General features: G+C 45.4%; 16 protein-coding genes. 11 read left to right on the top strand and 5 right to left on the bottom strand.

Annotated elements, in window-relative coordinates; genetic code table 11:
* The first annotated feature begins 32 nt into the window (after positions 1-32).
* The 7 genes from G9G57_RS13565 (at position 33) to yunB (ending at position 8,704) form a co-directional block, all read left to right on the top strand.
* Positions 33-1,628, top strand: coding sequence for a response regulator transcription factor (locus G9G57_RS13565; RefSeq protein WP_164965066.1), 1,596 nt, complete (start codon positions 33-35; stop codon positions 1,626-1,628).
* Positions 1,629-1,651: 23 nt separating this feature from the next.
* Positions 1,652-3,508, top strand: coding sequence for a sensor histidine kinase (locus G9G57_RS13570; protein ID WP_164965067.1), 1,857 nt, complete (start codon positions 1,652-1,654; stop codon positions 3,506-3,508).
* Between the two features lie 98 nt (positions 3,509-3,606).
* Positions 3,607-4,968, top strand: a complete 1,362-nt coding sequence (locus tag G9G57_RS13575) for an ABC transporter substrate-binding protein (RefSeq protein ID WP_164965068.1) — start codon at positions 3,607-3,609, stop codon at positions 4,966-4,968.
* Between the two features lie 32 nt (positions 4,969-5,000).
* The gene (locus G9G57_RS13580) at positions 5,001-5,903 is read left to right on the top strand and encodes a carbohydrate ABC transporter permease (protein ID WP_025674174.1); all 903 of its coding nucleotides are present in this window, start codon (positions 5,001-5,003) and stop codon (positions 5,901-5,903) included.
* Between the two features lie 2 nt (positions 5,904-5,905).
* Positions 5,906-6,742: a carbohydrate ABC transporter permease gene (locus tag G9G57_RS13585; RefSeq protein WP_058830380.1), complete on the top strand. Its 837-nt coding sequence runs from the start codon at positions 5,906-5,908 to the stop codon at positions 6,740-6,742.
* 83 nt (positions 6,743-6,825) lie between these two features.
* A complete protein-coding gene (locus G9G57_RS13590) occupies positions 6,826-7,758 on the top strand; it encodes an aldo/keto reductase (protein WP_064963478.1) in 933 nt (310 codons plus the stop codon).
* Between the two features lie 196 nt (positions 7,759-7,954).
* Complete coding sequence (yunB, locus tag G9G57_RS13595) at positions 7,955-8,704, top strand: sporulation protein YunB (protein ID WP_013372947.1); 750 nt, start codon at positions 7,955-7,957, stop codon at positions 8,702-8,704.
* A 51-nt stretch (positions 8,705-8,755) separates the two neighbouring features.
* Here the strand turns inward: yunB and G9G57_RS13600 are convergent, their stop codons facing one another.
* Positions 8,756-9,862: a M23 family metallopeptidase gene (locus tag G9G57_RS13600; RefSeq protein WP_013372946.1), complete on the bottom strand. Its 1,107-nt coding sequence runs from the start codon at positions 9,860-9,862 to the stop codon at positions 8,756-8,758.
* A 243-nt stretch (positions 9,863-10,105) separates the two neighbouring features.
* Here G9G57_RS13600 and lipA point away from each other — a divergent pair, with 243 nt between their 5' ends.
* Both lipA and G9G57_RS13610 read left to right on the top strand, forming a co-directional pair.
* Entirely contained in the window at positions 10,106-11,008 is a 903-nt protein-coding gene (gene lipA / locus G9G57_RS13605; protein ID WP_016324696.1) for a lipoyl synthase, read from the top strand.
* 24 nt (positions 11,009-11,032) lie between these two features.
* Positions 11,033-11,896 carry a YutD family protein gene (locus tag G9G57_RS13610; RefSeq protein WP_013372944.1) on the top strand — a complete coding sequence of 288 codons (864 nt, stop codon included), beginning with the start codon at positions 11,033-11,035 and terminating at the stop codon, positions 11,894-11,896.
* A gap of 133 nt (positions 11,897-12,029) precedes the next feature.
* Here G9G57_RS13610 and G9G57_RS13615 read toward each other — a convergent pair whose 3' ends face one another.
* Together G9G57_RS13615 and ylbJ are read right to left on the bottom strand one after the other, a co-directional pair.
* Positions 12,030-12,833 (bottom strand): NAD kinase, encoded by an 804-nt coding sequence (locus tag G9G57_RS13615; RefSeq protein WP_013372943.1) that lies wholly within the window; start codon positions 12,831-12,833, stop codon positions 12,030-12,032.
* A gap of 66 nt (positions 12,834-12,899) precedes the next feature.
* Positions 12,900-14,198, bottom strand: a complete 1,299-nt coding sequence (ylbJ, locus tag G9G57_RS13620) for a sporulation integral membrane protein YlbJ (RefSeq protein WP_064963476.1) — start codon at positions 14,196-14,198, stop codon at positions 12,900-12,902.
* Between the two features lie 411 nt (positions 14,199-14,609).
* On the opposite strand from ylbJ, the gene G9G57_RS13625 reads away from it, so the two are divergent.
* Together G9G57_RS13625 and G9G57_RS13630 are read left to right on the top strand one after the other, a co-directional pair.
* Entirely contained in the window at positions 14,610-14,987 is a 378-nt protein-coding gene (locus G9G57_RS13625) for a globin domain-containing protein (RefSeq protein ID WP_013372940.1), read from the top strand.
* A 42-nt stretch (positions 14,988-15,029) separates the two neighbouring features.
* Complete coding sequence (locus G9G57_RS13630; RefSeq protein WP_185156689.1) at positions 15,030-15,740, top strand: DUF2225 domain-containing protein; 711 nt, start codon at positions 15,030-15,032, stop codon at positions 15,738-15,740.
* 92 nt (positions 15,741-15,832) lie between these two features.
* Here G9G57_RS13630 and G9G57_RS13635 read toward each other — a convergent pair whose 3' ends face one another.
* Together G9G57_RS13635 and G9G57_RS13640 are read right to left on the bottom strand one after the other, a co-directional pair.
* Positions 15,833-16,069: a hypothetical protein gene (locus G9G57_RS13635; protein ID WP_013372938.1), complete on the bottom strand. Its 237-nt coding sequence runs from the start codon at positions 16,067-16,069 to the stop codon at positions 15,833-15,835.
* On the bottom strand, positions 16,066-16,236 hold the full coding sequence (locus tag G9G57_RS13640) for a YycC family protein (RefSeq protein WP_013372937.1): 171 nt from the start codon (positions 16,234-16,236) through the stop codon (positions 16,066-16,068). The genes G9G57_RS13635 and G9G57_RS13640 overlap by 4 nt, the downstream gene beginning before the upstream one ends.
* Positions 16,237-16,308: the final 72 nt, after the last annotated feature.

Below are 16,308 nucleotides of genomic sequence, written 5' to 3' on the forward strand. Positions count from 1 at the left end.
ATACGTGTATAAGATCGACAGGAGGGGAGTCAGTGAATTCGATCCCGCTGGGAGTGCTGGTTGTAGATGATGAAACTAGGCAGCGCCGTGGGTTGGCTGCCATGGTCCGGGATTTACGTCCAGAATACGAGGTTTGGGAAGCCAAGAACGGGAAAGATGCTTTAAACATTTCATTATCCCAACCGATCCAGATCGTTTTTACAGATATTCAAATGCCGATTATGAACGGGATTGAATATCTTCAACAATTGAGGACATCGGGTCAGCATGAGACCAAAGTTATTTTAGTGACAGTTTACCAGGAATTTAGCTATGCACAGCAGGCGGTACGATACGGAGCGAATGATTATTTGGTAAAACCGGTGCAATCACAGCAGCTTATTGAAGTGATTCAACACATGGAGAAGATCATTGTAGAGGAGCAGGAAGCACTTGGTGAAAATCGAACAGCGTTGAATCAGATCGAGCAGAGCATGCCTGCATTTGTGGAGCATTTGTTTAGCAGATGCGTGACAGACAAGTTGCAGTCGAACGAGAAAAGCCTATTAAAAAGTCACTTTGGATGGCAGGGGGTAGGAGAAGTTCTCGCATTGGGAGCATCTGCATCCCGCCCAGAGGATATATATACGTGGGATAATAAGCTGCGAAACACGGTTGTTGAAATATTGCGGCCTTGGGCGTCTTCTGTCGTGTTCCCACTTGAAGTCCATAAAGACCATATGGTCGCCGTGGTGAATTGGAGAGACAGGACTGAAGGCAAGGAGGCCAAAGGTGCACTTCAAGCTGGTCTGAAAAAGTTGGAGCAACAGCAAGCTATCTCTATTTGGTTTGCTTGGGGTCAGCCTTTTGATTTTGATGAAATGCAAATAAGCCCATCTTACGAAAGGGCTGTTCGACTGATCTCCATGCGTTTTTATACACCTCACATCAGATGTTTGAACCTTGTCGCTTCAGATGATGACCAGCCGGTACAGGAATTGAGCACTCATGAACAAATAGCCTTTCTAAAATTCGTTGAAAGCGCTATCTCCAATGGAAAGCCCGATCAGCTATTGGAATGGGTACAACATTTCATTGGACGAATGACGCAAGGGTACCCTCCACCTGATGCGCTTAAAGCTAAATTAATACACCTTCTCCTAGTTAGTTTACCACGGTTAAATATAGGGTGGAGTGAGGAAGCCTACTCACGTTACTCGGAACAGTTGAACCGAGCTGTCGAAGAGGCCACATGTCTTCAGAATCTTGAGGATCGTATTGCAGCATGGTTAAAAGAGCTGATTCTTGAGCTTGACGGCAGCTCCAAAGGTGAACCTATCATGAAAAAATGCAAGGAATTTCTGGATACACATCTACATGAAGACCTAAGTCTGGAGATTGTGGCCCGGCGCTTTCACTATAATGCGTCCTATTTTAGCATTCTGTTCAAAAATTATTTTGGGCTCTCGTTCACGGAATATATGGTGAAGCTCAGAATGCAAAAGGCTCAGCACTTACTGCTGCATACAGACGCCAAGGTCGCAGAAATTAGTAGACAGGTTGGTTATAAAGATATCAAATACTTCTTTAAAGTGTTCAAAAAAAACGTAAAGCACACACCTGAAGAATTTCGCAGAAAATTCAATTAATCGTTAGGTGAAAGGAAGGTACAATGCGCCAAGTCAAATATATATATCAAAAATTTTTGGACAGTAGCTTTCGTACGAAGTTGATGCTGTCCTATTTTTTGTTGTCTGGTTTTATCGTTTTGATCCTGGGCTTTGTCTACTTCGAAACTAGTGCGCGGAATATTACTGCAAACGTAACAGATAGTGTTACAAGTGTACTTCGAAGTAATAACCAGCTGCTGGATAACAAGCTGACAGCTATTCAAAAAACCGTAGATATGATTCCAATTGATCATGACCTTCTACAGACCATTACAGACGTGGATACTACGGATTCTTCATCGCTTTTACGAACTGATCGCAGTATTACGAAAATTTTGTACAGATACTTTGGCAATATGGAGGAAGTATACGCTTCTCAAATTATGACGCAAAAGTATGCATACGGAAGTACAGAGCGGATGTATATTCCCGTTCTGCCATTCTATTCTTCTTCCTTGGCGACAACTGCGGTGCAAGCAGAGGGGGCTACCAAGTGGATTCCTGCCTATTCGTATGCCGACACCTTTCATCAGCAGGATTTAAAACAAGGTTCCTATGATTTTAGTTCTTTATTTGCTGTGGTTAAGCAGCTTCATTTGACTGCATTAGATGATGCTGGAACCTTTCATACGCTTCCTGAAGGCAAGGAAAAGCCTATACTTATATTGAATTTCCGGCCTGATTTGCTAAAGGTCGGTTTTGAAGATTATGCAGCCCGCAGCGGATTTGCACATCTATTCTACGGTATGATTCACGATAACAATGGGATAGTCATGAGTTCAGATCGACAGCAACAAGCGGGGGAGCCGGTGGCAGATTGGCTGAAGAAGGCCATTACTTCGGAACAAGGGACGAAAATGGTAAACGTGAAGGGTCAAAGCATATTACTGGTTTACGATGCGATGAAGACGACGGGCTGGGTATCGTATATAGCCATTCCCATGGAAGATGTACTGGGACATCTGTCAACGATTCGTACCTACACCTTGTTTTTTTTAGGCTTTATGATGCTCATTGCTGTTATCCTTGCTTATTTGCTGTCTGTATACATCAGTAAGCCCATTACAGATATGAAACAGGCGATGAAGGTAATGGAGAAGGGAGATTTTGATATTCGAATTCCTGAACGTGGCTATGATGAATTGGGGGACCTGGTGATCCGATTTAATCAAATGAATGAGAAAATTAAAGATTTGATCGAAGAAAATTACAAATCACGTCTGCGAGCTAAAGAGTCGGAGTTAATGGCACTTAATTTACAGCTTAATCCCCATTTTTTGTATAACACCTTAACGACAATGTATTGGATCGCACTAGAGCATAAACAACAGGAACTGGGCCAATTGATCATTAGTCTGGCGGAAATGCTGCAAATTACGACTCGAAACAAAAATGATACATGGAGCCTGGAAACCGATCTGAATTGGCTGGAAAAATACATTTACATTATGCAAAATCGCTTTGAGAACAAGTTCACGGTGGAATATGATATTGATCCCATTTTGCTTCAGATGGAGGTTCCCAAACTCTTCTTGCAGCCTTTTGTGGAGAATTCAATTATTCACGGTTTCGCCGAAATGGAATCAGGCGGTCAGATTAAGATCACAGCCTGGATCGAAACGCAATTGGTGTGTTTTAAAGTCGAGGATAATGGATTAGGAATTCAAGAAGATCATATACGCCGAATTCAAGCTGGAGAAATCCGGTCAACAGGCATTAAAAATGTAGATAGAAGAGTGCGGCTGTTATATGGGATGGAATATGGGATTGCGCTCCACTCGCCAGAAGGTAAGGGGACATTTGTCCTGATCCGAATCGGAGAAACGCATAGATCTAATCAAATGACACCAATCCAATGAGAGTACGACTTTTCAAAATGTAAGCGTTTGCTAGAATGGATTTAGTGACGAAGCAACAAACGAAAAGATAAAAAATAAACGGTTTGGGGGCGCTACTCATGTTAAAACGAAAGTTATGGATCGTCTGCATGTGCTTGATCGTTGGACTTATGTCAGCCTGTAGTTCAAATGAGAGCAGCAAGCCAGTAGATTTGCAGGGGCACGAGCAAGTGACACTGACCTATGCCAGCTGGGGGAGCACCAATGAAAAGAAGGTTCAACAGGAGATTGCCAAAAAATTCACAGACAAATATCCGTGGATCAAAATCAACTATATGCACATCCCCGGGGATTACGTAACTAAATTAACGACGATGTTTGCCGCCAACCAGGCACCAGATGTATTTCCTATTTATAAAGCACAGGCTCTGCAATGGGCTGAACAAGGCAAACTATATAATTTAAATGAATTTTTGAAGGAGGATAAGGAGCTAACGAAGGAAAGCCTCATTCCTAATTCAGTTATCTATTGGGATAAGGATAAAGTGGCAGGGGTCAAGGTGACGGAGGAAGCCTTTGCGCTTTATTACAACAAGGATTTGTTTGATGAGGCTGGTGTTGCCTTGCCGCCAGTCAAAGCTGAAGAGGCTTGGACATGGGAACAGTTCTTAGAGACAGCACAAAAGCTCACCATTGATAAAGCGGGAAATAATGCGCTCAGCCCCAATTTTGATGCAAGTAACATCAAACAGTATGGAGTTAGGTTTGACACATGGATGTGGCACCTGCTAGTTCCTTCCAATAATGTAAGTGTGATTTCCGACAAAGGGGACTCGCTTAACCTTGAAAACCCTGATGTGATTGAAGCCGTGCAAAAGATGGCGGATCTGATTAACGTGTATCATGTGGCACCGTCGCCGACGCAGTCCAAAAATATTCCTTCTCCGGCCGTAGCATTGCAAAGCAAACGTGTAGCGATGGATCTGGATGGGCAGTGGGTCCAATTGGATCTTGGAGAATCGAAGGTGAATTTTGGTGTAGGCGTGTTACCCAAACTGAAAAGCAGTAAAACAATCCTGTTTGGTGAACCGGAAGTGATTTCTGCCAAAACCAAACATCCGAAAGAAGCGTGGATGTTTTATAAATTCTTGCTGGATGCTGAAAGCGGACTTGACATGCATTCCAGCGGATTGTGGATGCCTGTCATGAAAAAGTGGTACACCGAACCAGACTTGATTAGCAAATGGGCAGATGTCAAGCCAGGCCATGCGGATGGGTATCGTGATGCAGTCATGAACCAAACGTTGCATAACGGTGTTAATTCTTACGACTACTATCTGAAAAACTCGGAAAAAATCAATGCGATTATTAACCCGGCGCTAGATCAGGTGTGGCTGGGCAAGAAAACGGTGGAGCAAGCATTTAAGGAGGTTTCAGCCAAGGCGAACGCTGAATTTAAGGGAACATATCCGAAAAAATAAGGTGAGGGTCTTGACAGAAAGAGAGGGATAGAATGCAATCGTTATCTTCTATTCGTAAGAAGGAAAATGGGTTGGGGTGGCTTTTTGCCGCCCCTGCTATTCTGGGCTTTGTCATTTTTGTTCTGGGACCGATGATCGCTAGTCTCTGGTTCAGTCTTACCGATTACAAGGTTGCTTCACAGGCCCGTTTTATTGGTCTGGATAATTATGTACACTTATTTGACGGTACGGATCAATTTTTTTACAAATCCCTTGGGGTTACTTTTTATTATGTGTTTTTGAGTGTGCCCCTGCAAATTATAGTGGCTTTCTTTCTGGCCATATTGCTCAATCAAAAGGTAAAAGGTTTGGCTTTTTTTAGAACCGTTTTTTATCTACCCACGATTGTCCCACTCATAGCATCGTCTATGATCTGGATGTGGCTGTTTGATCCGGACCTTGGCTTGCTGAATGTGGTGTTGCGTGCGCTGCATTTGCCCGAAAGTCAATGGATTTATAGTGAAGGGTCGGTAGTTCCTACACTGGTTTTAATGAGTTTGTGGACCGTTGGGGGGACGATGATTATTTTTCTGGCTGGCTTGCAGGATATACCTAGGCATTATTATGAAGCCATTGAAATTGACGGTGGGAGCGCTCTTCATAAGCTTATCTATATCACAATTCCATTGACATCGCCTACGATTTTCTTTAATACGATTATGGGCTTCATCGGTGGATTTCAGGTGTTTGTCCAGCCTTACGTCATGACTCAGGGTGGACCTAACAATTCCAGCTTATTCTATACATTTTATTTGTTCCGCGAGGCATTTACTTTTTCGAATATGGGTTATGCCTGTGCGATTGCTTGGGTGCTCTTTATTGTAGTTTTAACATTCACTGCCTTTCTGTTCAAGACGGCCCGAAAATGGGTGTATTACGAAGGCGGGGGGGCATGAGGATGAAAAAACATGGCTTGCGTTGGAGCAGAGTTTTTCTCTACACAGTGCTCATTGTGGGGTCACTTTTTTGCATGTTTCCTTTTTACTGGCTGGTGAGAAGCTCCATGATGGATTTAAGTCAGATTTTTCTGATCCCGCCGAAATGGATTCCCGAGCCTTTTGTATTCGAAAATTTTTTACAGCCGTTTGAAGAGTTATCGTTTGGGCGCTATTTTGTGAACACATTTATCGTCGTAGCAGGTACTTTAGCGGGTGTACTTCTGTCGAGTACCATTTCTGCCTATAGCTTTGCGCGAATGAGATGGAAAGGAAGAGATAAGGTTTTTGCCGTGTTATTAAGCAGTATGATGCTGCCGTTTGCGGTCACGCTAATTCCGTCTTTTATTGGTTGGCAGGCATTAGGCATGGTTAATTCCTACGTTCCATTGGTATTACCTTCGTTTTTTGGTGGAGGTGTTTTTAATATCTTTTTGCTTAGACAATTTTACATGACTCTTCCGCGAGAGCTGGATGAAGCTGTATTTGTGGATGGGGGCAACCATTTTACGATCTTTACTCGCATTATTTTACCTTTGTCCCGGTCAGCGATTTTGGTCATCGGATTGTTTACATTTTTGAACACATGGAATGATTTTATGGGACCGCTCGTTTATCTTAATGATGAAAGCAAATTTACGTTGGCGATTGGGCTACAGCAGTTTCAGGGAATATATTCGGCGCAATGGGGTGTTTTGATGGCCGCTTCTTTAATTGTCGTGTTGCCAGCTATCATTCTTTTTGCCATAGGACAGAAGTATTTTATGGAAGGCATTGCCTTAACGGGGATCAAGGGATAAGAGCAGCAGCCAGGTACGCACTTTGCTTTTTTTGGAATTTAATAATAAAATGGAAGTAACTTTCGAAAAGGAGATGACGTGAATTGGCAGAGCAAGTGCGTATTGGCAAAACAGATTTATATGTAAAACCAATCGGTTTGGGTGCGAATAAGGTAGGAGGACATAATCTTTTTTCCGGTTTGAACAATGAAACGGGCAAAGAAGTCGTTCGCACAGCTTTGGATAACGGCATCAACTTCCTGGATACAGCTTTTATTTATGGGCCTGAGCACTCAGAGCGGTTGATCGGTGAGGTACTTAAAGAGCGCGGCAAACGTGAGGAAGCTGTCATAGCGACCAAGGGAGCACATAAGTTTGTGAACGGAGAGGTTGTTTTTGACAACTCGCCTGCTTTTTTACGTGAATCCGTCGAATCCAGTCTGAAAAGATTGCAAACAGATTATATTGATCTGTTCTATATCCATTTCCCAGATGAAGCTACACCGAAGGCAGAAGCAGTCGGAGAACTGAAGAAGCTCAAAGACGAAGGTAAAATTAAGGCTATCGGTGTATCTAACTTTACCATTGAACAACTTAAAGATGCGAATACTGACGGCTATGTAGATGTGCTTCAATCCCATTATAATCTGTTGCAACGGGAAGCTGAGAAGGATTTGCTGCCTTATACTAAGGAAAATGGCATTTCGTTTGTGCCGTATTTCCCGCTAGCTTCTGGACTGCTAGGTGGTAAGTATACGAAAGACATGACCTTCACGGACATCAGAGCGAAAGATCCATTGTTTCAGGGAGATGCATTTGCCCGTAATTTGGACAAAGTGGAGCAGGTACGTGAGATTGCCAATGCGTTGAATGCAGAGGTTGCTCATGTGGTGCTTGCATGGTATTTGACCCGCGATTCGATTGATGCCCTCATTCCAGGCGCGAAGGGACCGGAGCAGGTTCTGGCGAATCTGAAAACGCTGAATGTCCAACTGAGTCAGGCGGATATCGAAAAGATTGACCACATTTTCAAATAATAAGTTGAGTTGAACTGAATCGGATTTGAAATCATATATGTTTAACACCAGGAGGAGCTGCCGGACGGGCGGCTTCTTTTTCGTTTATTTGCGGCATATCCTTCTAAAGTAAGCTCATCGCTGCGGGGGGATCAGAATGAATAGAAAACCGCAATGGCACAGCAGACCGAGCAGACGGCGACGCGGCAGGCGCAGAATGTGGCTCATTGTGGCATTGGCGCTGCTGGTAGGAATCGTACAGGTGGCCGCTTATGTGGAACAGCATTTGAAGCCGCCCATGATGCATCTGGCTAAAGTGCGGGTCAAACAAATGGCGACGGAGGCAATTAATTCAGCAATTACTGCGCAGGTAGAGCAGGGGAAGACTGCTGATAATTTGATCGAATGGAGAACGGATACACAAGGGAGAACCTCTGGATTTGTTCTAAATTATGCGGAGCATATGAGAATTACGTCAGACACACTCAAAGCAGTCAAGGCAACGATGGACAGTATGAGTCATTTTGACGAGAGCGTTCCGATTGGTCAGGCATTGGGGAGTCCGCTCCTGGCAGCTTATGGACCCAAGGTCCCTCTAAAGGTGGAGCCGCATGGAGCAATCAAGGTGGATTTAAATACACGTCAGCAGGATGCGGGCATAAACATGATCTTGGTGGAAGTGTACATTCGAATTACGACGGAAGTGTCTGTGGTTATACCGTTTGAGATGCAACCTCAGATTGTGGAGACGGAAATCCCGGTTTCTTATTTGTTGGTAGTGGGCAACGTCCCGATGTACTACTATGACAATCAGGGTAAACCCGTCGGTAAAAATGGTGCAACCGCTCCGCAGTTGGCACTGCCTTCCCATTCTATAGAGAGTAGCGGCGCTGTAGATTCCAGCATAGAAAGTGTTCCAGAGATACAGGAAGAACCCAATTCCCTCAGGCAGTCTCCAACGCCATAAACAAAAAAAAGAGGGGATTGGTGCGAGATACTCAGGAAAAACCAAAGGGACCTATGAGGAGGTCCCTTTGGTTTTTCCTGATTTGAGCGCTTTACGTTCGCTCTGCTCCCACTGTCTCAATAACGGATATGGGTCAAAGGACCAGTCTGTCCAGCCATTGTCCCGGTATATACCATAGTGCAGATGTGGTGGAAACTTGCCTTGGGTACCCGGTTTTCCATAGCCCGAGCTTCCGACCCAGCCAACCGTCTGACCAGGCTTGACGATGTCTCCGTTATGAACGGTTTTATCAAAGCCGGAAAGGTGTGCATAGTAGTGATAGCGGTTGTTGAGATCACGAATACCGATTCGCCAGCCTCCGAAGGGATTCCAACCTTTCATTTCAACTACACCGTAGCAAGTGCTGCGAACCGGAACTCCGTAGCCTGCAAACAGGTCCGTCCCTTCGTGTATACGGTAGCCGCCCCAGCTGCGACGGCTTCCCCAAGTGCTGCGGTAGCTATAAATGCTGCCTAGAGGCAGCGGAAAAGCTTGACTGACCAGATCAAGCTTGCCATACGTCTGATACAACTTGGCAAACTGCTGAACTCTTTGAACCGAGCGGCTGTTATGGTAATATTCCCACACGGCAATACCAAATTCATCCTCGCTATTTCCATACTTTCCGAGATAAGAAGCGATGCTGAACAGCAAATCCTTGTCATTATTGCGGTCAGCGATTCCATCGCCTGAGCCGTCTTGTCCCAGCCCGGAAAATAGTTCAATGGAACGCGGATTTTGATCCTCGGAATCAGGGTTCAACAGACCGGACCATACTGGTCCTGTCACAAAAATACCTATGATCCGTTCCGCATGCTTGCGATCCTTGGGATGGGCCACCGTAAGTGTGCGTTCGTACTGGTCGATGGCAGCCAGTCTGTACCAAGGGACTCCTGTCAGGGCTTCGATGGAGTGATATAAAGCAAGTCTGGACGTATACAATGAAGACGAAGCGTGTGAAGCATCGATATTTGCTGTCAGGTTATTTCCGGCTGACGAGGACTTTGTGTGCTCTGCAGAGGCATGAGCAGGAAGCGGACAAGCCGTTGTCAGTGTAGTAGCACACAACAGCAGCGATAACAGACGAACAGCGCGGACTGCCCGCGTAGGGTAAGGCACGTGAACCGACCTCCTATAAAAGGGCTTAACCGCCCGGTAAATTCTTGGCCCGTATTCGCGTAAATAGGGCGCTTTTGATTAGATTGAGCCATATCCGCCGCTTTTATCCATCTCATGAGTTTACTTTTTCCGGCATCAATGTCATATCAAAAAGGGAACAATGAATGGAGGTTTTTCCATGGCTTTCATGCTATAATGTATGGCAATGACAGCTTAAGCACATCAGAAAGAAGGTCTATGCCATTGTCTAAAAAAGTGAAGGAAGCTAAGCCCGACTGGATTCGTATTAAACTTACGACAGGCGATAACTATCAGGAAATCAAGAGCATGATGCGTTCCAAGACATTACATACCGTATGTGAGGAGGCACGGTGCCCTAATATATATGAATGCTGGGCCAACAGGACAGCTACATTTATGATTTTGGGTGATATTTGTACGCGTGCGTGTCGTTTTTGCGCAGTAAATACGGGAATGCCTACGGAACTGGACTTGCAGGAGCCTGAACGCGTCGCAGAAGCGGCTGAGAACATGAATCTAAAGCACTGTGTCGTAACTAGTGTGGCACGTGATGATTTAAAAGATGGGGGCGCTACAATATTTGCAGAAACGGTTCGTGCGATTCGTCGCCGATTGCCTTTTTGCAGTGTAGAAGTATTGATTCCCGATTTTATGGGCGATATTGAGTCGCTGCGAATTGTCATGGATGCCAAGCCAGATATTCTCAATCATAATATTGAAACAGTGGAACGCATGTCCGACAAGGTTCGGGCTAAAGCGAAATACCATCGCTCTCTGGAGCTGCTTCAACGTGCAAAACAATTAAATCCGGCGATCCCAACGAAATCAAGCATCATGTTAGGTGTCGGAGAAGAGTGGGACGAGATCATACAAACCATGGATGATCTGCGCAAAGTCGATTGTGATATTATGACAATTGGTCAATACTTGCAGCCGTCCGAGAAACATTTATATGTGCAAAAATATTATCCACCGGAAGATTTTGCGAAGTTAAAGGAAGAGGGATTACAGCGAGGATTCAGCCACGTCGAATCCGGTCCGATGGTCCGCAGCTCCTACCAAGCGCATGAGCAGGTGAAGTCGGCCGCTCAGCATAAGGAAGAAAGCGCCCTTTCGCAGGTTTGATCCGGGAAAGGCGGTCAGAATAGCTTGTTTCAAATCGGTGGTAAAAACTATGAAGTGTTGCAGGATCACAAGAACGGGTGGAATCCCGAAGCCTTTCGTGATCGCTATAGTGAAGTGTTGGATCGCTATGATTACATTATTGGCGATTGGGGTTACAATCAGCTTCGCCTGAAGGGGTTTTATCGAGAGGGGCACCCCAAAGCCAATAAGGATACATCCATTGTGGTATTGGACGATTATATTAATGAATACTGCAATTTTGGCTGTGCCTATTTTGTGCTGCAAAAAAGCCGTGAAGTTGAAAATAAGAACGGCACCAGTGATGACTTCGTTCCTCCCGACATCCAGCAGTTGGTAGATGCTCAAAGGGAACAAGCGGGAACGTTAGATTCCGAAGAGCGCCAAGAGGTATCGCAGCCTTCAGCTGGACAAACGGAATGGCCGCAACCACAGCAGGATTCCGCAGCTACAGAGGAGTCACGAGTGGAACAGCCTTCAGAAGCCCGTGAACCACGCGAGTTGCAACGTAGGGAACCGAAGGATGCTCAGGAAGTACGTGAACGACAGCCACGTGAAGCTCGCGAAAGTCGGCCATCCAGAGAAGGACGTGAAGGAAATCGGCAGCGTGAAGCACGTGATTCCCGCCAGCCAAGAGAACCGCGTGAAGCAAAAGATGGGCGAAGTTCGGGGGAAGGGCAGCAAGCCCGTGAACCACGTAGGCAGCGCAATCCGCAAGGAAATTTCGATAAAAAAGAATCGCGTGGGCCACGCTATGATCGCCAGCCCAAGGAAAATCGGGAGGGACGGCAAGTTCGTGTCTCGCGTGAACCCGAGGGCCAGCGTCAAAAAAATAAAACATTCACATCTCCACAACAAAACGGTTCCTGAATTTTCAGGAGCCGTTTTGTTTGTAAGTTCCTCCAAGGCTGCCAAGTTATGACCAACTTTTTGCCTATTTAAAGTGGGGATATGTCCTCCTGATCAATTAAAAAAAGAGCCGGAGTCGGCTCTTTTACAAGTTCTAATTGAGAAAAGCGTTACGTACCCGATCCCAAAATGGGAAAGGACGGTAACGAGCGAAGCTGATCTTCTGACTTGCAACCTGACATCGAACAGAGATTAAGTCATCCACAGGAAAGTTCAGGTGATCTACTGTCAGTAGAAGACGCTGATCTTTCCGTGAAAAAATATCACAATGATGATGTTTTGGCAGTAGCAGTGGTGATCCCAGTGTCCGGTACACACGGTTATTAATGGAAGCGATCTCAGTTAATTGCAATGCTTCGATGGTAGGGTGAACCATAGCTCCGCCAAGTGCCTTATTATAGGCGGTCGTTCCTGAAGGTGTAGAAACACATATTCCGTCACCACGGAACATTTCAAAGGTGATATCGTTAATATCTACTTGGGCGACGACCGTGCCATCTACCCCTTTTAACGTAAACTCATTCAGGGCAATAAAAGAAGCATTGCCTGATTTCTTGTGAATTTCCAACTCAATCAGTGGATACTTAACGATTCTCGGGTTAAGCGGTCCCTCAGATCCGCTTTGGCTCATCAGGTGGATTAGCTCCTCCAGCTCGTCCGCACGCCAATCCGCGTAAAAGCCCAGATGACCGGTATGTACACCAACAAAGGCTATATCCGGAATGCGGTCAATGAAGGTATGAAACGCATGAAGCATCGTACCATCGCCTCCTATAGACACGACGATTTCCGGCGATTCGGCATCCAGCTTGAAATTCTTTTCTTGGGCAAGACGGTGAAATTGCTGACTCAAGTCCATGGAGTGCTGATCCCCGCGATCCAGAACATAATATCTCAAGATGAAAAGCTCCTTTGTCATGGGTATATACCGATCATAATCAATTATGAGCAAGAACACAATCGTTCATTGCCGGTGTATTCCTCTCAATCGTACGAATAAGCGATTTGTACCCACGCTTAACCAGGAGAGAGCCAGCATTCCAGTCAGTATACAAGCAAGAAGCAGCAGACTTTGCAGTAGCATAGCGGACGAGAAGCCAGGGGACCATGCGATATCATGTACCGGAGAAAAGACCGGAGAGCTTCCCTGTCCCATTAACGGGCGCCATAACACGAGAGCTAGCAGTGCGGAGATGATTCCATGCGCAGCCCGGGCCAGCAAAAATGGCATATAGCGGAGATTCGTCATATTTAAAATACTTGCAACCTGTGCATGGACCGATAGCCCGCCCCAGGAGAGAACAAAAGCTGCTGCAGCTACCTTGAACGGTAATGCCGCTGCTGCGGCTCCACCTGCAGCTTGCGCACCTAAAGTGACTTCAAAAATACCACCTACGATGGACTCTGTTAATGCAGGAGGAAGACCACAGGCAGACAATAGGCTAGCCGTAAGCAGATGTAGCCCGCTCATTAAGCCAGAGTTCGTCAAAGCTTCTAAAATGACGCAGAAGAATACAACCAGCCCTCCTACGACAATAATAAGGCGTAGGGAGGAAGCAATCGCCTGACGAAGCAACTCACCCAATGGACGTCCGTCTTCCAAACGTGCTGTATGCATAGCATATAACGCTTGGCGCAGTGGTCCAGGCTGCTTATTGCGACCTGTTGTTATTGTGTTAGCAGACTTCGACCAGGTTTTTTGAGGAGGCTGAGAACGTTCGCTGCGAATATCGTTTTTTTCTGAACGGGAACCATGAAAACGCATGAGTAGTCCGATGATGAGAACACCACCGTAATGGGCCGCTCCCAGTACGAGTGCAATTTCGGGTTGATGGAAGAAGCCAACCGAAACTGCACCGATCAGAAATATCGGATCAGAGGAAGTCGTAAACGCGACCAAACGTTCACCTTCAATGCGTGTGATCCATTTTTGCTCCCACAGCTTTGCGGTTAATTTGGCCCCTATAGGGTAGCCGGATGCACAGCTGACCGCAGCGACAAAACCCCCACAGCCAGGTACACGGAATAGAGGTTGCATCAGTGGGTCCAGTAGCGCACCTATGAAATGAACAATTCCAAAGCCGAGAAGAAGCTCGGAAATAACGAAAAATGGGAATAAGGACGGGAACAGCACATCCCACCAGATGGCAAGACCGCGAAGCCCGGCATTCAGAGAAGATTGCGGATACGCGGCCATCAGTATGAATAGAAATAACAGCATAAGGATGAGCAAAGGAAGCGAGAAACGGCGATACAGCGACATAGAGGCCCCTCCTTTGGAGTTGTACTATTATACCTATGTCGGGGATGGACAAAGAGTACAAAAAAGTAAAGAAAACGATTACATGGAATGCTGTTTTTTTGTAAAGAGTATGTTAAAATAAAAAAACAACGATTCCATAACCTTAAGGATGGAGTGATCAGGATGAGTATCGTTGCCGGTCTGTTTGTATGTGCTTTTGTGTATGTAATTCGTGCCTCTCTCGTCCATCCCGGTGAAGAGGATTGGCGGAGCTATTAGTGGTATTCATGGAATGACGAAGCGATGTGCAGCGAAGCAAACCTCTTCATATGTTAAATTGATAAAATGACGCTTATTTTTAGCGTCATTTTTTGTTTTTTGTTATAATACGAGTGTATATTTATTACCATAGCACAGAAAGTTGGAGGAAAAGTGAATCCTAGCCTGAGCATTTATGACAACCTTGGGGGTGCAGAAGGTATTCGTGCTATTATTGAGGCCTTCTACCCGAGAGTTTATAAAGATCCGTTGTTAAGTCCCCTGTTTCCTAAAGACATGGAGCCGGTAAAGGAAAAGCAGTTTATGTTCCTGAGCCAGTTTTTTGGAGGGCCGTCCCTCTTTTCTGATGCATATGGTCATCCGATGTTACGTGCCAGACATATGAAGTTCCCCGTGACGGAGGAGCGAGCAGAGGCATGGTTGTCTTGTATGGCAGATGCGTTAACGGATACGGGAATTGAGGAGCCGCTTCGTTCCATCATACTTAGTCGTTTGTCCGGTCCTGCGCATCATTTTGTAAATACCCCGTAAGCTTTCGGGGATTGCCGAATTTTGGAGAGGGTTGTAAAAACATTGGAACTTGAACCGTTATATCAGATCAAAATCGTCTGCCCGCAGTGCGAACAAGAATTTCAGACATCCCGTGTCAGACCAAGCCTAAAGAAGGCTATTCGTACCGATTCAGATTTTTGCGCTTATTATAAGAACGAAAATCCGGATTTTTATGTCGTACGGGTCTGTCCTCATTGTGGATTTACTTCGACAGAGCACTCTACCGTTCAGTTAAGCGATCAGCAAACCAAGCTATTTAAGGATAAAATCGGTAATCGCTGGCAGCCTCGCGAATATGGCGGGCATCGTAGCTGGGAAGAGGCATTAGAAACGTACAAATTGGGTTTACTCTGTGCACAGGTCATCGGAGAAAAGGAACGCGTATTAGCCAGTCTATTGCAGCATATTGCATGGATGTACAGATACCAGGGGAATGAGGAGCAGGAGCTTCGCTTTCTCAAATTTAGTTTGGATTCCTATGTTCGAGTCTATGAGCTGGAGGGCGTCGGTGCGAATAATGCCAAACTGCTTTATCTGATTGGTGAACTGCATCGACGTACGGGTAACTTTAACGAAGCAGTACGCTGGTTTTCGCGTGTCATTAATGACAAGAAAATTATGGATGCAGCAATGATTAGAGCTTCTCGTGAACAGTGGTCTGTCCTGCGTGAACAAATGCTGGCAAAAAACTTCCAGATACCTGAGGAAATGCAGAACGCAAGCTCCTCTTGAGGAAATAAAGGTGTGCACTATGAGCGATCTAGGCTCATGGTTCACACCTTGTTTGTAAAACGAGTTATCTTATCTTGCAACTGCCTCATAAGTTAATGATGGCGCAACGTGGTATCTGACAGCAAATAATCGTCGTCACAATCCACCAAAGTAACCTTGTTATGGCAGCATGGAAACACAAGCAGCTTTTTCATGCCTTCATGAATGAGCTTAAGCTCTTTGGGCTTCAGGGGTAGCAAGACGTTATCATGATTGCAAAACGGACAAGACTGTACATAAACATCTCCCATGACAATGTCATAAGGCCAGGTTTTATCAAAAGGAATCATGATTTGTCCGATTCTCCGCCGTTCGAGCCAGCGGTGTCTTCTTTAGCCAGTTCGGCCAGCTTTTGCATCAAAATGTGCTGGGGTGTATGCATAAGGTGTTCCAGCGGAATGCCGAGTTTTTCGGATAATTTCACAGCCGTTTCCGGCGAAATTTGTAAGGGTCTCATCTTGTTTTCCTCCTAATTGTAGTGATTGTATCATCACGATGTAGCTTTATTGTATATGAAACCACATGAATT

Source organism: Paenibacillus sp. EKM211P, from assembly GCF_011066175.1.
Classification (GTDB): Bacteria; Bacillota; Bacilli; order Paenibacillales; family Paenibacillaceae; genus Paenibacillus; species Paenibacillus polymyxa.